At 65.2% G+C, this 19,332-nt stretch carries 17 protein-coding genes; 5 read left to right on the top strand and 12 right to left on the bottom strand.

All coding sequences use genetic code 11. The features are described from left to right. Window positions 1–29: 29 nt before the first annotated feature. The 4 genes from ubiE to J3489_RS08955 form a co-directional block, all read right to left on the bottom strand. Complete coding sequence (gene ubiE, locus J3489_RS08970; protein ID WP_206997368.1) at window positions 30–761, bottom strand: bifunctional demethylmenaquinone methyltransferase/2-methoxy-6-polyprenyl-1,4-benzoquinol methylase UbiE; 732 nt, start codon at window positions 759–761, stop codon at window positions 30–32. Between the two features lie 68 nt (window positions 762–829). Beyond that, complete coding sequence (locus J3489_RS08965) at window positions 830–1,243, bottom strand: gamma-butyrobetaine hydroxylase family protein (protein ID WP_206997367.1); 414 nt, start codon at window positions 1,241–1,243, stop codon at window positions 830–832. 90 nt (window positions 1,244–1,333) lie between these two features. After that, window positions 1,334–1,762, bottom strand: coding sequence for an HIT family protein (locus J3489_RS08960; protein ID WP_206997366.1), 429 nt, complete (start codon window positions 1,760–1,762; stop codon window positions 1,334–1,336). Between the two features lie 33 nt (window positions 1,763–1,795). Beyond that, on the bottom strand, window positions 1,796–5,848 hold the full coding sequence (locus tag J3489_RS08955) for a DUF3683 domain-containing protein (protein WP_206997365.1): 4,053 nt from the start codon (window positions 5,846–5,848) through the stop codon (window positions 1,796–1,798). 525 nt (window positions 5,849–6,373) lie between these two features. Between J3489_RS08955 and ilvA the strand changes: the two genes are divergently transcribed. From ilvA to queF, 3 genes are read left to right on the top strand one after another with little or no spacing between them, the layout of a single operon-like run. Next, window positions 6,374–7,897, top strand: coding sequence for a threonine ammonia-lyase, biosynthetic (gene ilvA, locus J3489_RS08950; protein WP_206997364.1), 1,524 nt, complete (start codon window positions 6,374–6,376; stop codon window positions 7,895–7,897). 18 nt (window positions 7,898–7,915) lie between these two features. Then, window positions 7,916–8,821, top strand: coding sequence for a 5'-nucleotidase (locus tag J3489_RS08945; protein ID WP_206997363.1), 906 nt, complete (start codon window positions 7,916–7,918; stop codon window positions 8,819–8,821). Further along, window positions 8,818–9,645, top strand: coding sequence for an NADPH-dependent 7-cyano-7-deazaguanine reductase QueF (gene queF, locus J3489_RS08940; RefSeq protein ID WP_206997362.1), 828 nt, complete (start codon window positions 8,818–8,820; stop codon window positions 9,643–9,645). The genes J3489_RS08945 and queF overlap by 4 nt, the downstream gene beginning before the upstream one ends. 51 nt (window positions 9,646–9,696) lie before the next feature. Here the strand turns inward: queF and J3489_RS08935 are convergent, their stop codons facing one another. From J3489_RS08935 to J3489_RS08925, 3 genes are all read right to left on the bottom strand, one after another. Continuing rightward, window positions 9,697–10,089 (bottom strand): RidA family protein, encoded by a 393-nt coding sequence (locus J3489_RS08935; RefSeq protein WP_206997361.1) that lies wholly within the window; start codon window positions 10,087–10,089, stop codon window positions 9,697–9,699. A gap of 100 nt (window positions 10,090–10,189) precedes the next feature. Continuing rightward, window positions 10,190–11,671, bottom strand: a complete 1,482-nt coding sequence (locus tag J3489_RS08930; protein ID WP_206997360.1) for an N-acyl-D-amino-acid deacylase family protein — start codon at window positions 11,669–11,671, stop codon at window positions 10,190–10,192. A gap of 3 nt (window positions 11,672–11,674) precedes the next feature. Further along, window positions 11,675–12,568, bottom strand: a complete 894-nt coding sequence (locus tag J3489_RS08925) for a MurR/RpiR family transcriptional regulator (RefSeq protein ID WP_206997359.1) — start codon at window positions 12,566–12,568, stop codon at window positions 11,675–11,677. 134 nt (window positions 12,569–12,702) lie between these two features. On the opposite strand from J3489_RS08925, the gene J3489_RS08920 reads away from it, so the two are divergent. Then, window positions 12,703–13,980, top strand: coding sequence for an amino acid deaminase (locus J3489_RS08920; RefSeq protein WP_206997581.1), 1,278 nt, complete (start codon window positions 12,703–12,705; stop codon window positions 13,978–13,980). 111 nt (window positions 13,981–14,091) lie between these two features. Here J3489_RS08920 and J3489_RS08915 read toward each other — a convergent pair whose 3' ends face one another. Next, on the bottom strand, window positions 14,092–14,550 hold the full coding sequence (locus J3489_RS08915) for a MarR family winged helix-turn-helix transcriptional regulator (RefSeq protein ID WP_206997358.1): 459 nt from the start codon (window positions 14,548–14,550) through the stop codon (window positions 14,092–14,094). A 45-nt stretch (window positions 14,551–14,595) separates the two neighbouring features. After that, a complete protein-coding gene (locus tag J3489_RS08910) occupies window positions 14,596–16,188 on the bottom strand; it encodes an MDR family MFS transporter (RefSeq protein ID WP_206997357.1) in 1,593 nt (530 codons plus the stop codon). 124 nt (window positions 16,189–16,312) lie between these two features. Between J3489_RS08910 and J3489_RS08905 the strand changes: the two genes are divergently transcribed. Further along, window positions 16,313–17,158: an EcsC family protein gene (locus J3489_RS08905; protein ID WP_206997356.1), complete on the top strand. Its 846-nt coding sequence runs from the start codon at window positions 16,313–16,315 to the stop codon at window positions 17,156–17,158. Here the strand turns inward: J3489_RS08905 and J3489_RS08900 are convergent. The 3 genes from J3489_RS08900 to J3489_RS08890 form a co-directional block, all read right to left on the bottom strand. Beyond that, a complete protein-coding gene (locus J3489_RS08900; RefSeq protein ID WP_206997580.1) occupies window positions 17,128–18,087 on the bottom strand; it encodes an alpha/beta hydrolase in 960 nt (319 codons plus the stop codon). The two genes, J3489_RS08905 and J3489_RS08900, sit on opposite strands and share 31 nt — an antisense overlap. Before the next feature lie 128 nt (window positions 18,088–18,215). Beyond that, entirely contained in the window at window positions 18,216–18,650 is a 435-nt protein-coding gene (locus J3489_RS08895; RefSeq protein ID WP_206997355.1) for a CHRD domain-containing protein, read from the bottom strand. A 273-nt stretch (window positions 18,651–18,923) separates the two neighbouring features. Then, on the bottom strand, window positions 18,924–19,316 hold the full coding sequence (locus J3489_RS08890; protein ID WP_206997354.1) for a surface-adhesin E family protein: 393 nt from the start codon (window positions 19,314–19,316) through the stop codon (window positions 18,924–18,926). Between the last annotated feature and the right edge of the window lie 16 nt (window positions 19,317–19,332).

The following is a 19,332-nucleotide window of genomic DNA, read 5'->3' as shown; positions in this document are numbered from 1 at the left end:
ATCCTTTAAAGGACAACGATTTGGGAACACTAATACTTAGTCGCGACGTGCAAGGCTACCACGCCAGCTGACAAATTGTAATATTTGACGGCGTCGAGGCCGGCTTGTTCCATCATCGTCTTCAAAGTTTCCTGGTCCGGATGCATCCGGATCGATTCCGCAAGATAGCGGTAGCTCTCGGCGTCTTTCGCGAATTTGCCGCCGAGCCACGGCAACACTTTGAACGAGTAGACGTCGTACGCTTTTTTCAACGGGTCCCAAACCTTCGAGAATTCCAGCACCAATAGGCGCCCGGCCGGCTTCAGCACGCGCCGCATCTCTGCGAGCGCGGCATCCTTGTGCGTCATGTTGCGCAGGCCGAACGCCACCGTCACCACGTCGAAGTAGTTGTCCGGAAAGGGAATTTTTTCTGCGTCGCACAAGAGAGCGGGCGTGATCACGCCTTTGTCGAGCAGGCGGTCGCGGCCCACGCGCAGCATCGACTCGTTGATGTCCGTGTGCCAGACCTCGCCCGTCGGCCCGGCCTGCTTCGCGAACGCCATCGACAGGTCGCCCGTGCCGCCCGCGATATCGAGCACCTTGTAACCCGGCCGCACGTTCGCCTGCGCGATCGTGAATGCTTTCCACACCCGGTGCAGCCCGCCCGACATCAGGTCGTTCATCAGGTCGTAATTGCTCGCCACCGAGTGGAACACGCCGGCAACCTTTTTCGCCTTCTCTTGTTCGTCGACCGTCTGAAAGCCGAAGTGGGTCTTGCTCATCGCGCTCGTCCTCCGCGTATTCTGAAATTGTTGCGCCGCGCGAATGGCGGCAGACAGCCGCGATCGTATCAGTGACGGTGGCCGTGCGGGCTGTCGGATGCGGCCATCGGGGCGTCCCGGTCGACGCCCGCCGCTTCCAATTTGTCTAGATACTCGCGCCAGAGTTCATCCTGCCGGGTCGCGAGGTCATAGAGAAGATCCCACGAATAGATGCCGGTCGAATGGCCGTCGGAGAAGGTCGGCTGCAGGGCGTAATTGCCGACGCCTTCGAGCGAGACGATCGACACGTCGCGCTTGCCCGTTTGCAGCGTCTCCTGCCCAGGCCCGTGGCCGCGGACTTCGGCCGAAGGCGAATACACGCGCAGCAGCTCGAACGGCACCCGGTAGGTCTCGCCGCTCGCGTATTGAAGCTCGAGCACGCGCGACAGGGCGTGCACGACGACGCCGGTCGGCACCGGCGTAGCTGGGGTCAGTCCGGGCATGGCAACCTCGTCTGGCAAAAAGGGGGGGCAATCGCAGCGTCGTATTAGCGCGGCTGACAGTCTCGGCCGGCAATCATCGAGCAAGCGCGATCAGGCAAAAGCGCGTTCGATTTCGTGGCGCACCGCTTCGGCGAGCAGCGTGGCCTGCGCGCGCCGCTGGGACAAGAGCGCCTCCGAAACCGTGCGCTGCCGCGGCGCCCACACGGGCAACGGGAAATGCGCGTCGTTCGTGAAGCGCGGGATGACGTGCCAGTGCACGTGCGGCACCTGGTTGCCGAGGCTCGCGAGATTCACCTTGATCGGCTGCATCACGCGCCGGATCGCGCGTTCGACCGCATTGACCGCGCGCATCACGCGGTCGCGAGCGGAGTCGTCGAGATCGGAAAACTCGGCGACGTGCTCGTTCCAGATCACCCGGCAAAAGCCGGGGTAATCGTGTTCGTCGGCGAGGACGACGCGCATCACGTCGTCCTGCCAGAGCACGGCGCCGCCTTCTTCACGGCAGAAAACGCATTCCATCGTCGGCCCCTAGCGCAATATCAAGTGCGGGTATTAGACCAGCACTCGCTCGATCCCGCCATTGTTCGCGCGCTTCACGTAGTCGGCCATCCAGTCTTCCCCGAGCACGTGGCGCGCAATTTCGACGACGATGTAGTCGGCTTCGATGTTCGCGTCCTCGTTGTAGCGCGAGAGGCCTTGCAGGCACGACGGGCAGCTCGTCAGGATCTTGATGTCGGGCGCGCCGTTGGAGGCCGGGTCTGCGCCGTTGCCGCCGGCCGGCGCCGCTGCCGACGCACCGCCCGCCACCACCGGAATCGCACGCAGCATGGCCGCGCCCTTCCTGATCTCCTCTTCCTTGCGGAAGCGCACCTGCGTCGACACGTCCGGGCGCGTCACCGCGAGCGTGCCCGATTCGCCGCAGCAGCGGTCGTTCTTCGCGATCTTGTAGCCATCCTTCTCCGAACCCATCAGCTCGTTGACGAGCTTCACCGGGTCCATCGTCTTGATCGGCGTGTGGCACGGGTCGTGGTACATGTATCGCGTGCCCTTCACGCCGTCGAGCTTGATGTTCTTTTCCAACAGGAATTCGTGGATGTCGATGATCCGGCAGCCCGGGAAAATCTTCTCGAATTCGTAGCCGGCCAGTTGGTCGTAGCAGGTGCCGCACGATACGACCACCGTCTTGATGTCGAGATAGTTCAGCGTATTCGCGACGCGGTGAAACAGCACGCGGTTGTCGGTGACGATCTTCTCGGCCTTGTCGTACTGCCCTGCGCCCCGCTGCGGGTAGCCGCAGCAGAGGTACCCGGGCGGCAGCACCGTCTGCACGCCCGCTTCCCACAGCATCGCCTGCGTCGCGAGCCCGACCTGCGAGAACAGACGCTCCGAGCCGCAGCCCGGGAAGTAGAACACCGCCTCCGAATCGACGGTCGTCGTCTTCGGGTTGCGGATGATCGGCACGATCTTGTTGTCCTCGATGTCGAGCAGCGCGCGCGCCGTCTTCTTCGGCAGGTTGCCCGGCATCTTCTTGTTGACGAAGTGGATCACCTGCTCGACGACGGGCCGCTTGCCGACCGTCGCGGGCGGGTGCGCGGTCTGCTTCTTCGCGACCTTCTTCAGCAAGTCGTTCGCGAGGCGCTGCGCCTTGTAGCCGACGCCCATCATCGCGGTGCGCGCGAGGTTGATCGTCTGCGGATTCGTCGCGTTCAGGAAGAACATGCCCGCGGCCGAGCCCGGGTTGAATTTCTTCTTGCCCATCTTGCGCAGCAGGTTGCGCATGTTCATCGTCACGTCGCCGAAATCGATCTGCACGGGGCACGGCGTCGCGCACTTGTGGCACACCGTGCAGTGGTCGGCGACGTCGTTGAACTCGTCCCAGTGCTTGATCGAGACGCCGCGGCGCGTCTGCTCTTCGTACAGGAACGCTTCGATCAGCAGCGACGTCGCAAGAATCTTGTTGCGCGGGCTGTACAGCAGGTTCGCGCGCGGCACGTGCGTCGCGCACACCGGCTTGCACTTGCCGCAGCGCAGGCAGTCTTTCACCGAATCGGAGATCGCGCCGATGTCGGATTGCTGCATGATCAGCGACTCGTAGCCCATGAGCCCGAAGCTCGGCGTGTAGGCGTTGCGCAGGTCCGCGCCTTCCAGCAGCTTGCCCTTGTTGAAGCGCCCTTCCGGGTCGACCCGCTTCTTGTACTCGCGGAATTCGCCGATCTCGGCGTCGGTCAGGAATTCGAGCTTCGTGATGCCGATGCCGTGCTCGCCGGAAATCACGCCGTCGAGCGAACGCGCAAGCTTCATGATGCGCGCGACGGCCTTGTGGGCGTCCTGCAGCATCTCGTAGTTGTCCGAGTTGACCGGGATGTTCGTGTGGACGTTGCCGTCGCCCGCGTGCATGTGCAGCGCGACGAACACGCGGCCGCGCAGCACCTGCTTGTGGACCGCCTGTGCTTCGTCGAGGATCGGCTTGAACTCGCCGCCGTTGAAGATCTGCCGCAGCTCGGCGCGGATTTCCTGCTTCCACGACACACGCACCGTGCGGTCTTGCGTCACGTCGAACACGGTTGCGCCCGGCTGGGCGTCGACGCGGTCGGCGAACCGCTCCGCAAGCGCTTCGTAGCCGAGCTGCACCAGGTGATGCTCGGCTTCGCGCAACGGCATGTCGAGGTGGTCGCGCAGGAACTCCCAGCGCACTTTCACGCGCTGCAGCAGCACGAGCGCTTGCTGCACGCGGTCTTCGAGCAGCTCGGCGCTCGGAATTTCGTTCGCATCGTCGCTCTTGCCGAGCGGCAGCTTGCCGCCTTTGAAGAACGCCTGCAGCGCGTCGACGAGCTGCAGCTTGTTCTTGATCGACAGCTCGATGTTGATGCGCTCGATGCCGTCGGTGTACTCGCCCATGCGGTCGAGCGGGATCACGACGTCTTCGTTGATCTTGAACGCGTTCGTGTGCTTCGCAATCGCGGCCGTGCGGCTGCGGTCGAGCCAGAAGCGCTTGCGCGCCTCGGCGCTCACCGCGACGAAGCCTTCGCCGCTCTTGCCGTTCGCCATCCGCACGACTTCGGACGTTGCCGTCGCGACCGCATCGGCGTCGTCGCCGACGATATCGCCGATCAGCACCATCTTCGGAAACGCATTGCGCTTGCTCTTCGTCGCGTAGCCGACTGCGCGCAGATAGCGCTCGTCGAGGTGCTCCAGGCCGGCGAGAATCGCGCCGCCCTGTTTCGACGTTTCGAACAGGTAGTCCTTGATTTCGACGATGCTCGGAATCGCCTCGCGCGCCTGGCCGAAGAATTCGAGGCAGACGGTGCGCGTATGCGCGGGCATCTTGTGCAGCACCCAGCGCGCCGACGTAATGAGCCCGTCGCAGCCTTCCTTCTGCACGCCGGGCAGGCCGGCGAGGAATTTATCGGTGACGTCCTTGCCGAGGCCTTCCTTGCGGAAACGCTTGCCTTCGATGTCGAGCGCTTCGGTTCGCAACAGCTTTTCGCCCGGCGCGTGTTCGCCGTCGAACCACTTCAGCTCGAAGCGCGCGACCGCGATGTCGTGGATCTTGCCGAGGTTGTGATCGAGGCGCGTGACTTCGAGCCAGTTGCCTTGCGGATCGACCATGCGCCACCACGCGAGGTTGTCGAGCGCCGTGCCCCACAGCACGGCCTTCTTGCCGCCCGCGTTCATCGCGACGTTGCCGCCGATGCATGACGCGTCGAGCGAAGTCGGATCGACCGCGAACACATAGCCGGCGGCTTCGGCCGCTTCGGTCACGCGGCGCGTGACGACGCCCGCGCCCGAGAAGATCGTCGGCACCTTGCGCGCGACGCCCGGGAGTTCGGTCAGTTCGACCGCGCCCAATTGCTCGAGCTTTTCGGTGTTGATGACGGCGGAGAACGGCGTGAGCGGCACCGCGCCGCCCGTATAGCCCGTGCCGCCCCCGCGCGGAATCACCGTCAGGCCGAGTTCGAAGCACGCCTTGATGAGACCCGCGATCTCGGCCTCGGTATCGGGCGTCAGCACGACGAACGGGTATTCGACGCGCCAGTCGGTGGCGTCGGTCACGTGGGAAACGCGCGAGAGTCCGTCGAAGCGGATGTTGTCCTTCTGCGTGCAGCGGCCGAGCACCTTGGTCGCGCGGCGGCGCAGTTCGGCGGACTTGTCGAATTCGGCTGCGAACGCCTCGACGGCGCGGCGCGCCGCGATCACCAGCGTCTCGACGCGCGCGGCGCGCTCGACGCCGCCCGCATCCTCGCGATGCTCCGACAAATCGGCGCGGCGGCGCTTCTCGATCTCGTTCAACCGGTGGTTGAGCGCTTCGATCAGGAGCGCGCGGCGCTTCGGGTTGTCGAGCAGGTCGTCCTGCAGATACGGATTACGGCGCACGACCCAGATGTCGCCGAGCACTTCGTACAGCATCCGCGCCGAGCGGCCGGTGCGGCGTTCGGCGCGCAATTCGTCGAGTACGGCCCAGGCGTCGTCGCCCAGCAGGCGAATGACGATTTCGCGGTCGGAGAACGACGTGTAGTTGTAGGGGATTTCGCGCAAGCGCGGCTCGGGATCGGCGGCCAGGGCGGCAGCGGCGCCGTTCGGATCGAAATCTTGAGGTGCGTTCATGGTCGGACGACTCTATGTGCCGCCGCGGTGCTCATTCACGAGCGCTCGGCCAGCATGCGCACGGGGCGCAATTCTAGGGATTCTTCTATGAGGGCGAAGCGCAAACCGCGGCTCAAAGCGACCTGGCGCGAGCGCGCGGGCCTTCGCGATTCAGATGCAGCTACACGATCGTGCGTGGCGGACGTGCCGCTGCGCCGCGGGACACGCGTCGCGCGAAGTCGGCATCAAATGGGCGGTCCGAGGCTGCCAGTGCATCTTTCGATCCTTGTTTCAAAACGGAATTCTACCCCATGATCCCACTGCGCGTTGACGCTCGAATTCTGTTGAAACTTACGCTTTGACGATCGAAACCCGCGTCGCAGAACGTAATCACCGCACAAAATTTACCGAACGGACGGTTGGCAAAACGGCCGTGCCGGCGCGAATTCAAGTCGCCGTTCAGGATGGAATCGAAGCCGTTGGCGCTATCATGGGTCTTTTCCCCTTTGATTCTTGCGTACTGCCGAGCGCATCGCGCGTCATCCCATGGCTCCTCACGACTACCTGAAGAAAATCCTCACGGCGCGCGTCTATGACGTCGCCCGCGAAACCGAGCTCGAACCCGCCCGCAACCTGTCCGCCCGGCTGAAGAACCGCGTCTATCTGAAGCGCGAAGACAATCAGCCCGTCTTCTCGTTCAAGCTGCGCGGCGCGTACAACAAGATGGCGCACATTCCGGCCGAAGCGCTGGCGCGCGGCGTGATTACGGCGTCGGCGGGAAACCATGCGCAAGGCGTCGCGTATTCGGCCGCGAAGATGGGCGTCAAGGCGGTCATCGTAGTGCCGGTGACGACGCCGCAAGTCAAGGTCGATGCGGTGCGCGCCCACGGCGGGCCGACCGTCGAGGTCGTGCAGGCCGGCGAATCGTATAGCGACGCGTACGCGCATGCCGTCAAGCTGCAGGAAGCGCGCGGCCTCACGTTCGTGCACCCGTTCGACGATCCGTATGTCATCGCCGGCCAGGGCACGGCCGCGATGGAAATCCTGAGCCAGCACCAGGCGCCGATTCACGCGATCTTCGTGCCGATCGGCGGCGGCGGGCTCGCGGCGGGCGTCGCGGCCTACGTGAAAGCGGTGCGCCCGGAGATCAAGGTCATCGGCGTGCAATCCGACGATTCGTGCGCGATGGCGCAGTCGATCAAGGCCGGCGAGCGCGTGACGCTCGCCGAGGTCGGCCTGTTCGCCGACGGCACCGCGGTCAAGCTCGTCGGCGAGGAGACGTTCCGCCTGTGCCGCGAATATCTCGACGAAGTGCTGACCGTGAACACCGACGCACTGTGCGCGGCAATCAAAGATGTCTTCCTCGACACGCGCAGCGTTCTGGAACCGTCCGGCGCGTTGTCGGTCGCGGGCGCGAAGCAGTACGCGGAGCGCGAAGGCATCGAGAACGAGACGCTGATCGCGATCACGTCCGGCGCGAACATGAACTTCGACCGGATGCGCTTCGTCGCCGAACGCGCCGAGGTCGGCGAGGCGCGCGAAGCCGTATTCGCGGTGACGATTCCCGAAGAGCGCGGCAGCTTCAAGCGCTTTTGCGAACTGGTCGGCGAGCGCAGCGTCACCGAGTTCAACTACCGGATCGCCGATGCGCGCTCGGCCCATATCTTCGTCGGCGTGCAGATCAAGAGCCGCGGCGAGTCCGATGCGCTCGCGAAGAACTTCGAGGCGCACGGCTTCCCCGCCGTCGACCTCACCAACGACGAACTCTCGAAGCAGCACATCCGCTACATGGTCGGCGGCCACACGCCGCTCGCGCACGACGAGCGCCTGTTCCGCTTCGAATTCCCCGAACGGCCGGGCGCGCTGATGAAGTTCCTGTCGTCGATGGCGCCGGACTGGAACATCAGCCTCTTCCACTACCGGAACCAGGGCGCGGACTACAGCTCGATCCTCGTCGGCATCCAGGTGCCCGAAGCGGAAAACGCCGAATTCAAGGAGTTCCTGTCGACGCTCGGCTATCCGTATTGGGACGAGAGCCAGAACACGGTTTACCGCCTGTTCCTGGCTTGAGCCGGCTGGAGTGCGCGCATGCCTTTCTCGCTCGATGACAAACTGGTCGTAGCGATCTCGTCGCGGGCGCTGTTCGACTTCGAGGAGGAAAACCGCGTCTTCGAAGAGGGCGACCTGAAGGCCTACGAGACGCTGCAGCGCTCGCGCCTGAACCTCGCCGCGAAGCCCGGCGTCGCGTTCGCGCTGATTCGCAAGCTGCTTGCGCTCAATGCAGGCGTGCATCATCGCGTCGAAGTCGTGCTGCTGTCGCGCAGCGATCCGATCAGCGGCCTGCGCGCGTTCCGCTCGTGCGCCGAGCATGGGCTCGCGATCGAGCGCGGCGTGTTCACGCGCGGGCGCGCGCCGTTCGGGTATCTGAAGGCGCTGAACGCGTCGCTGTTTCTGTCGGCGAATCAGGACGACGTGCGCGATGCGCTCGCGGCCGGTTTTCCTGCGGCACGCGTGCTGCCTGAGTCGGCGCGCATGGCGAGCACCTATCCGGACGAAATCCGCGTTGCCTTCGACGGCGACGCCGTGCTGTTCTCCGACGAAGCCGAGCGCGTCTTTCAGGCGAGCGGCATCCAGGCGTTCGTGAGCCACGAGACGGACAACAAGGACCTGCCGCTCGCCGACGGTCCCTTGAAGCCTCTTCTCGAGGCGCTGCACACGCTGCAAAAGCTCGCGGACGGCGGCGTGCGGCCGCGCATTCGCACAGCGCTGGTCACCGCGCGTTCCGCGCCGGCGCACGAACGCGCGATCCGCACCTTGATGGACTGGAACATCGAAATCGACGAAGCGATGTTCCTCGGCGGACTCGACAAAAGCGCGTTCCTGCGCGAGTTCGAACCCGATTTCTTCTTCGACGATCAAATCCGCCACTGCGAATCGGCCCGCGTCGTCACGGCGACGGGCCACGTGGTGAGCGGCATCGTGAACGCATCATGACGCCCGAACAATCCCCTCTCGGCAAACCCGCCGCGTACACCGAACAGTACGACCCGACGCTGCTCTTTCCGATTCCGCGCAACAAGGCGCGCGAGGCGATCGGCATCGGCGCGCAACTGCCGTTCTTCGGCACCGACATTTGGAATGCATACGAGCTGTCGTGGCTGAACCCGCGCGGCAAGCCGCAGATCGCGATCGCGACGTTCTACGTGCCGGCCGAATCGCCGAACATCGTCGAGTCGAAGTCGTTCAAGCTTTATCTCGGTTCGTTTGCACAGACGCAAGTCGATTCGCTCGACGCGCTGCGCGAAATGCTCAAGCGCGATGTGTCGGCAGCGTGCGGCGCGAGCGTGCCGGTGCGCCTGGCGACGCCGTCGGCGGAGTTCGCGAAGCTCAAGCTCGACGAGTTCGAGGGCTTGTCGCTCGACCGGCTCGATCTCGACGCTGACGTCTACCACCCCGATCCGACCTTGCTGAAAGCCGCGCTCAACGAAGCGCCGGTCGAAGAGACGCTGTTTTCGAACCTGCTGAAATCGAACTGTCCGGTGACGGGGCAGCCCGACTGGGGCAGCGTGCAGATCCACTACGTCGGCCCGCAGATCGACCATGCGGGGCTGTTGCGCTACATCATTTCGTACCGCAACCACACGGGCTTTCACGAGCAGTGCGTCGAGCGGATCTTCATCGACATCATGCGCGAGTGCCAGCCGGTGAAGCTCGCGGTCTACGCGCGCTACACGCGGCGCGGCGGGCTCGATATCAATCCGTTCCGAACCAGCTATAACCTGCCGATGCCGGATAACGCGAGGCTGGCGCGGCAGTAGGCGTCAGGGTTGCATGGGGCCGGAGTCAGTGCGCAACGCCACGACAGTGCGTTACGCCTTCCCCGCCGGCGCCTTATACGCGATGCAATCCACCTCCACCTTGCAGTCGATCACCATGCTCGACTGCACGCACGCGCGTGCCGGCGGATTCTCGCCGAAGTACGACAGGAAGACCCTGTTGAACGACGCAAAATCGCGCGCGTCGTCGAGCCACACGCCGCAGCGCACGACGTGCTCCAGGCCGTAGCCCGCTTCCTTCAGGATCGCGAGCACGTTCTCGATCGCCTGCTTCGACTGCGTGACGATGCCGCCCTCCACCACTTCGCCGTTGACCATCGGCGTCTGGCCCGACACGTACAGCCAGCCGTCCGCCTCGACCGCGCGCGCAAACGGCATCACCTGACCGCCGGTGCCCTTGGCATCGCCAACTCCATATCGCTTCATCTTGTTTCACTCCTTCCGTTGGGTTAAGGCGCGCGCCGTGCCATTGCATGCAAAGCGGCGGCGCCGGCACAGTTGATCAATTTCGCCGCGACGCCGCCGGTCAGAACGCCCCGTGCGCATCGCCCTTCGATTGCGCGCCGCGCGCGACGAAGTGCCCGGCCCGCTCGCCCGTCGCCTGCCCGTCGCGGTACGACAGCGCGCCGTTCACCCAGACGGCTTCGATGCCGTCCGCCGGCTGCTGCGGGTTGTCGAACGTGGCGGCATCGCGCACGCGCGCCGGGTCGAACAGCACGAGGTCGGCGTGATGGCCGATGTGGATCTCGCCGCGCTGCGCGAGCCCAAAGCGCCGCGCCGAGAGCCCCGTCATCTTGCGCACCGCCTCTTCGAGCGGAATCAGCTTCGCGTCGCGCACATAGTGGCCGAGCACGCGCGGGAACGCGCCCCACAGACGCGGATGCGGCAGCGGATCGTTCGGCAGGCCGTCGGAGCCGACCATCGTCGCCGGATGCGACAGGATGCGCCGCACGTCCTCCTCCGACATGTTGTGATAGACGGCGCCCGCCGGCTGCAGGCGCGCTGCGGCCTCTTGCTGCGGCACGCCCCATTCCGTGGCGATGTCCTTCACGAGCTTGCCCGCCATCTCGGGATGCGGCTTCGACCAGGTAATCGTGATGTCGATCTCGCCCGTGACCTGTTTCAGATCGAGCGTCGACGAACTGCGGTTATACGGATAGCAATCGCAGCCGACCGGCTGCATGCGCCGCGCGTCTTCGAGCGACGCGAGCACCTCCGTGCTGCGCCCCCAATTCGACGGCCCCGCGCACTTCAGATGCGAGATCACGACCGGCACGCGTGCATGCCGCCCGACGCGGTACGCCTCGTCCATCGCATCGAGGATCGCGTCGAACTCGGTGCGCATGTGCGTCGTGTAGAGCGCGCCCGCCGCGGCGAGCGGCTCGGCGAGCGCCATCACTTCTTCGGCCGGTGCGGCGAACGCCGAGCCGTACGCGAGCCCCGAACTGAGCCCAAGCGCGCCGTGCGCCAACGCTTCTTCGAGCTGCGCGCACATCGCCTGGATTTCGCCCGCGCTCGCGGCGCGGTCCAGCCGGTCCATCTGGTTGCTGCGCAGCGCCGTGTGGCCGATGAGCGCCGCGACGTTGACCGCCGGCTGCGCCGCGTTCACCGCGTCGACATAAGCGGCAAAAGTCGGATAACGAAACGCGTCGCGCTCGCCGAGCAGGTTCATCGGGTCGGGCGGATCGCCCTTCAACGTGACCGGCGACGCGCTGATCCCGCAGTTGCCGACGATCACCGTCGTCACCCCTTGCGACAGCTTCGGCAGCATCTGCGGCGCGCGGATCACGTGGGTATCGTCGTGCGTGTGCACGTCGATGAAGCCCGGCGCGAGCGCGTGCCCGTTCGCCTCGACGACCTCTTCCGCGAGCCAGTTGGACAGATTGCCGATCGCCGCGATCTTGCCGTTGCGCAACGCGACGTCGCGCTCGACGGGCGGCGCGCCCGTGCCGTCGTAGAGTTGCACGTCGACGATCAGCGTGTCGGCGGCTTCGGGATGCGAGTGCATGAGTCAGTCTCCTAGCGGTTGGCGCTCGCCGCCGCCGCGATGCGCGTCGAGCGCGTGCTTCATGCGGCGCAGCAGTTCGCGGCTCTCGTCGCCTTGCGCGAGCGCGAGTTCGGTGACGAGTACGTCGAGCGCCATCATCATGGCGTAGCGCGACGACGACGGCTTGTAGATGAAATCGGTTTCGAACGCGACGATCGGGATCAGCCAGTCGGCAAGCTTCGCGAGCGGCGACGCGGGTGCGGTGATCGCGACGAGCGTCGCGCCGTAGCGCTGCGCGATCCGGCAGCTTTCGACCATCTCGGGCACGCTCCCGGTCGTCGACAACGCAATCACGACACATTCGCGTGACACCGTGCTGGCAACCATCCGCTGCAGCAGGCCATCCTGGTAGGTGGCGACCGGGCGGCCGAGCCGCACGAGGCGAAAGCGCATCTCGTCGGCGAGCGCAGTCGAGCCGCCGCCCATGCCGAACACGTAGATCATCTTCGCGGCGCGCAGCGCGGCGGACGCCTCGGCGATCGGCGCCTGGCGCAGCAGCTGGTGGTTGTGAGCGAGCGCGGTCTGCACGTCGTCGAATACGCGCGTGGCAAGCGGCTCAGGCGTATCGCCGCCGCTAGTGTTTGCCTTTAGAAAGCGCTGCCCGACTGCGGCCGCCTGCGCGAGACGCAGCTTCAGCTCGCGCACGTCGCGGCAGCCCACGGCCTTCGCGAAGCGCGTGACCGTCGCGATGCTGACTTCGGCGTCTTTCGCGAGCGAGCCGATGCTGGCGCGCGATGCGCCGGTCAGATCGTCGAGGATCAGCGCCGCGACCTTGCGCTCCGCCGAGCGCAACTCCGGCGCGCATTCGGCGATGCGTGCGACGATATCGAAAGTGAGCGGTTCGCTGGTCGTGTTCATCCGTTGGCGCGCTTTGCACCAAGCGCCCTGCAGCAAGCCTTGGTACTAAATAACATTTCCGCACCGATCGTACTTTCTGTACCATGGCAAAGTCAACCTTCGATTTTATTTAACCGAACGATGGGGCAGTAATGCTGAAAGTTACAAACTATCAGACCGCGACGATCGATCCCTACGGCAAGGGCCTCGGCAGGTTGCCGAGCGCGAGCGTGCAACTCGACGAAGCGGCACGCCTCGAGTGGAATCTGCTGAACGAGGATGTCAGTCTGCCCGCGGCCGTGCTGTACGCGGACCGGATCGAGCACAACCTGAAATGGATGCAGGCGTTCGTCGCCGAATACGGCGTGAAGCTCGCGCCGCACGGCAAGACGACGATGGCACCGCAGCTCTTTCGCCGGCAAATCGAAACCGGCGCTTGGGGCATCACGCTCGCCACCGCGCACCAGGTGCGCGCGGCGTATCTCGGCGGCGTGCAGCGCGTGCTGATGGCGAACCAGCTCGTCGGCAAGCACAACATGGCGATGATCGCCGAACTGCTCACCGATCCGGAATTCGAGTTCTTCTGTCTGGTCGATTCGGTGGAAGGCGTCGAGCAGCTCGGCGAATTCTTCGGCGCGGCGGGCAAGCCGCTGCAAGTGCTGCTCGAACTCGGCGTGCCCGCCGGACGCAGCGGCGTGCGCGACGCGGCGCAGCGCGACGCCGTGCTGGCGGCGATCGCGCGCTACCCGCGCGCAATCAAACTGGCAGGCGTCGAGCTTTACGAAGGCGTGTTGAAGGAAGAGCAGGACGTGCGCGATTTCCTGCGCGGCGCGGTCGCGACGACGCGCGAACTCGCGAGCGCCGGCCGCTTCGCGCGCACGCCGGCGATTCTGTCAGGCGCGGGTTCCGCGTGGTACGACGTGGTGGCGGAGGAATTCGCGCAAGCGTCGGCTGCGGGCAAGATCGAGGTCGTGCTGCGCCCGGGCTGCTATCTGACGCACGACGTCGGCATCTACAAGAAAGCGCAGGCCGACATCTTCGCGCGCAACCCGATCGCCAAAAAAATGGGCGAAGGTCTGCTGCCGGCGCTGCAGCTATGGGCTTACGTGCAATCGATTCCCGAGCCGGACCGCGCGATCGTCGGCATGGGCAAGCGCGACTCGGCGTTCGATGCGGGCCTGCCGGAACCGGCGCGCCACTATCGCCCCGGCACGAGCGGGCCGCGCAATATCGGTGCCGACGAGGGCTGGGAAGTGTTCGGCATAATGGATCAGCACGCCTATCTGCGGATTCCGCCGGGCGCCGATCTCAAGGTGGGCGACATGATCGCGTTCGATATCTCGCATCCGTGCCTCACGTTCGACAAGTGGCGGCAGGTGCTCGTCGTCGATCCGACGTACCGCGTGACGGAGGTGATCGAAACGTTCTTCTGAGCGCCGGCGGGATTCGTGCGCCGGCGCTGGCGTGCGCATCCCGCCACCGCACCGGCCATCCCTGCGAGACCGCGAGCGACGCTTGCGCTCCAAGCGAAGCAAGCCGCACCCTTATCGCTCGACGATCTCCTCCGGCATCGGCGCACCTACCTCGCTGATCCGCACCTCAAGCATCCTCAGCGCGCTGCCTAGCGCGGACAACACCTCGTCCGGCAACGCCGACATCGTGTCGTGCAGGAACGCATTGCGCCGCGGCAGGCTCGCCTCGATCGCGGCGCGCCCTTCGCCGGTGAGCTTCACGTTGGTGATGCGGTTGTCGCGCACGTCGGTGCTGCGCGCGATCCAGCCGAGCGCTTCGAGCGACTTCAATTGCCGCGTGAGCGCTCCTGGGTCGACACGCAAGCGCTCCACCAGCCGCTTTTGCGACGACTCGCCCTTCTGATCGTGCAGTTCGCGCAGAATGCGCCAACGCGGCAACGGGTGCCCGACGTGCGCCTCGAATGCCGACATGAAAACCCGGTAAGTCCGGCCGAACTGCTGAACGATGGCGACGCGATCCTGCTCTTCCATGTTGTTACCCGAAACTGAAACGTGACTGATAGGTGATTGGGGGCCTTAATCGGCGTGGACGACCGGCTCGACCCGCCGGATCTTCACGTGCGGCACGCGCCGCGACTGCCACACGGAAATGACCGCCACGACCGCCGCGACCGCCAGACCCAGATGAATCGCGCCAACGAGCGCCTCGCGCGCCGATTCGAGCAGCGCCGCGCCACTGTGTCCTGCCTGCGCGAGCTGGCCGACCAGCGTGCTTTGCGCATCGCGATTGATGAGAATCTGCGGGTCGCCCATCTGGCTGAACCAATGCTCTGCGCCGTCCGCGAAAAGCGCGTTGCGCACGCCGCTCGCGTACATGTGCGTGACGAGCGTGCCGGTCAGCGCGGTGCCGATCATGCCGCCGATCATGCGCAGCGATTGCAATAGCGCCGTCGCTATGCCGAGATGTTCGCGTCCGGCAGTCTGCTGCGCGAACACGGTGAGGTTCGGCATCACGAAGCCGAGTCCGACGCCGCCCAGCGCCATGAACGTCATCAGGAGCGGCCGCGGCATGGTGCGCGTCGCGACCACCGCGCCGAGGCACGACAGCGCCAGCAGCGCAAAACCGACGTACAGCATCGCGTTCGGATTGCGGATGCGCGTGACGATGCGTCCGTTCACGATACTGCCGATCGTGATGAACACGACGAGCGGTGTGATGACGAGGCCCGCGTCCTTGGGCGAGAGACCGAAACCGCCCTGGAACAGGAGCGGCGCATAGAACAGCAGCGAAAACATCGAAAAGCCGCCGAGCACCGCAAGCGTGAACAGCGCGGCCAAAGCGCGGTTGCGGAACATGTCGACGGGCAGAATGGCGTGCTCGAAGCGCTTCTCCCATTTCCACAGCGCCCAGGCCGAGACGGCGGTGACTGCCAAGAGCGCCGCCACGCCGGGCGTAACGCCGTGCTTCGGCAGCAGCTCGACGAAAAGCTGCAGGCAGCCGAGCGCCGCGGCAATCAGGAGCGCACCGGGCCAATCGAGCCGCATCTTGCCGCGATGCTCGATGTGGCGCAGATGCGGCAGGTAGCGCCACACGAAGAAGAGCGACAGCAGCCCGACCGGCAAATTGACGTAGAAGACCGAACGCCACCCGTAGTACTGGGTCAGGAAACCGCCGAGCGACGGCCCGACCGCGTTGGCGATGCCGAACGCCGAGCTCATCATCACTTGCCAGCGCAGGCGCACGACGGAATCGGGAAAGAGGTCCGGAATGCACGCGAACGCGGTGCCCACGAGCATCCCGCCGCCGATCCCCTGGAGGCCGCGCGCGAGCACGAGAAAGAGCATGTCGTTGGCGGCGCCGCACAGCACCGACGCGCCGGTGAAGAGCACGATCGACGCGATCACGAACGGCTTGCGCCCGTAGTAGTCGCCGAGCCGGCCGAAGATCGGCACGGTGATCACGGAAGTCAGCAAATACGAGGTCGCGACCCACGCGTACAGCTCGAAACCTTTGAGTTCGGAGACGATGGTCGGCAGCGCCGTGCCGACGACGGTTTGATCGAGCGCGACCAGCATCGTCACGAAGGAAATGCCGAGCATCGCAAGGAGCGACTCTCGGAAAGGAAGCACCTGCCCGCTCGAATGGTGGGCTGCGGTATGAACGGCCATTTTTTGATGTTACAACGGTTGACGAGTCAAACAATGCGAGATCATAGCACGGCGGGTAATCTCCTGTCTGACAGGCGGGCAGCGCGCACACTGCGCAGCCGTTTTGTCTGACCAAAGGACACTCATGGAGCCGATCCTGCTTGCCGCCACCCTGTCCGCCGACGACCTGAAAGCGCTGCGCCACGCGAAAGCGCAATTGGAGAGCCCGTCGCTGACGATGAAGCTCGCCGGCATCGTCGGCTCGCCCGTCGAAAAACTCATTTCGAGCTTACCGGGCGTCGCGAACGAAAAGATCGCGGATGCCACGCAGATCGCGCTGCGCAAGTGCCTGCAAATCGCGTTGCGCACGCTCGGCAAAGCGGATGCCACAGCGGGCGCCGCCCTGGACAAGCCCAGCAACCTGCTGCACAAGCTGGCCGTCGCGACCACGGGCGCCGCGGGCGGCGCGTTCGGCTTCCTGGCGCTGCCGGTCGAGCTGCCGGTTACGACGACGCTGATGTTCCGCTCGATCTGCGACATCGCCCGCAGCGAAGGCGAGGATCTGGCCGCAATCGATTCGCAATTGCAGTGCCTCGCGGTCCTTGGGATGGGCAGCCTGAGGAAGCCGGGCGGCGCCGGCGAAGACGCCGAACTCGGCTATTTCATCGTGCGCGGCGCGCTTGCCCAGCAGGTGTCGAAGACGACGTCGGAGATTGCGGCGAAGGGCTTCACGTCGCACAGCTCCACCGCGCTCCTGCGCCTCGTGAATGCGATCGCCTCGCGCTTCTCGGTGCAGGTGAGCGAACAGATCGCGGCGAAGTCGATTCCCGCGATCGGCGCGGTGCTCGGCGCGATGGTCAACACCGTCTTCATCGACCACTTTCAGCAGATGGCGCACGGACACTTCACCATGCGCCGGCTCGAGCGCCGCTATGGCCAAGAGGCCGTCAAGGCCGCGTATCAGACCATCGACGTGTCGCTCGACGCCTGAGCGGCATGCTCACGCGCAACGCGGCGCACGAACTCGGTGGCGCGATCGAGCGCCTTCCCGGCCTCCGGCACGAACGGCGCGTAGAGCTGCCAGACGTGCGGCATGTCCGGCCAGATCTCGATCTCGACGGGTACCCCTGCCGCACGCGCCTTTTCCGCGACGCGGCGCGAATCGTCGAGCAGCACTTCAGTGCTGCCCGCCTGGATGAAAAGCGGCGGCAGGCCCGCAAAGTCGGCGTAGAGAGGTGACGCATGAGGATGCGTCGCGGGCGTATCGGCGAGATAGAACTTCGCCGCCCGCGCGATCGCCGCGCCGTAGAACATCGGGTCGACACCGTCGTTGGTCGCAATCGTCGCACCGGTCGCCGCGAGATCGGTCCACGGCGAGAACAGCAGCGCGGCGGCCGGCAGCGGATCGCCCGCATCGCGCAGCGCGACCAGCGTCGCGAGCGCGAGGCCGCCGCCGGCGGAATCGCCCGCCAGCACGATCGAATCGGGCGGCATGCCGTCGGCAAGAAGCCGGCGGTATGCCGCCAGTGCATCGTCGAGCGCGGCGGGAAACGGATGCTCGGGGGCGAGCCGATAGTCGAGCGAATACGTGCGGACGCCGCAGCGCGCGGCCAGCGCGAACACGAGCGAACGATGTGTCTTGGGTGAGCAAAAGTAGTAGCCGCCCCCGTGGATATAGAAAACGGTGCGGGTTCGCGCGGTGTCCGGTGCGCCGGCCGGCGGTTCCAGCCACTCGCCGCGCAACGGCGCGTCGCCGGGCCGGTATCGTTCCACGAGACGCCAGCCGCGAGGCACTTTCGGCGACCAAAGACGCCGATCCGCATGCTCTCGCGTCCGCTCCACGCTGATGTCCGGCTTCAGCGTCTCCGGCCGGAACTGCCGGCGCAGGAACCAGCATGCTATTGCGCTCTGCCAACTCATCGCGGCGCCCTCCCTGTTGTTGGTGTGATGCTTCATGGTAAGGGCAATTCCAGGCGCGGCTGTGGGTGCACACGCCCCAACGACCCTCGCAGCCAAGCTCGGGCCCGTCATGTAACGCTCGGTCCGGCTCAGTTCGCCGGCAGGACCTGACCGCGGATCTCGCCGCTCGGATTCGCCGCGGTGTGGACATTGAAGTACCACTTCCCGGCCATCAGGTCAGCGACCTGCGAATCGGTCAACGTCGCGGAACCGTCGATCGGGCTCGCGAGCTTGTCTTTCGGGATCGGCACCTGAACGTCCGCGTTCTGGCCGACCGGCGCCGGACCGTGGAAATGCGCGGCGACGGCAGGGCCGGAGAGCCCTTCGTACCTGATGTGCCATTTCAGCGCTTTGGACGACGTATCGAACGTCGCCGTGAGCGCGCCATGGCCATGGCTCGTCTTCGGCGGCACTTCGCTCGACGGTTCGAGATCCGCCTTGAGCGCGACCGTATCGGCATAGGCCGCACCCGTCGCTACTGCCCACAACAGTACGGCCACATTCAGCTTTCGAATTGACAACATATTCTCTCCAGAACGTAGAAGCCGCCGGTGCGACCTTCGGACGAGTCGCGAAGTGAGCGGCGGACTCTCATCCTAGTGCAAATGGCCGAAGTTCTTCACCTTGTCGAAAACAGACAATTGCAAATTTCGGACTCGATTGTTTCATGCACTTTAACTAGACTTGTTTTTGCGAGAAGCGACTCCTTCATCGAAGGCAGTCTCCAATGTTTGACGCGGCTTCGGCCGCGTTTTTTTTGCCTTTCCCCGCGTATAAGCCGCGCTCGCAGCGCTTGTTCAGCAGACCTTCTGAAACATCACGTCGACGACGGTGCCCGGCGAGACCCGTGCCCACTCGGCGGGGGCCGGCGAATAAATGCCGACCGACGAGCCGTCCGCCGCCTGATAGTGCGTATCGAGCGCACGCCATTGCTTGTTGCCGCAATCGATCTGATAGCGCGTGACCGACACCGCCACCGGCGCCGTCGAGCCCGGCAGCGGCGAAGGCGTCGTCCAGGTCGTCTTCGCCAGATATTCGATGTAGCCCTGGGGGCTCTTCGCGATGCTATCGGTATCGATCGCGTAGACGAGGTCGCTCGCGCTAGACAGGTTGGTCCATTTGGTGGCCTGCGCGTAGCCGATCGCCGCGAGCGCCGGCACGATCATCAACAATCGACGGAGCCATTTCATTTCTAGTTCCTGTATT

Source organism: Trinickia mobilis, from assembly GCF_017315705.1.
GTDB classification, from domain to species: Bacteria; Pseudomonadota; Gammaproteobacteria; order Burkholderiales; family Burkholderiaceae; genus Trinickia_A; species Trinickia_A mobilis.
This window is presented reverse-complemented; position numbering and strand designations above follow the sequence as displayed.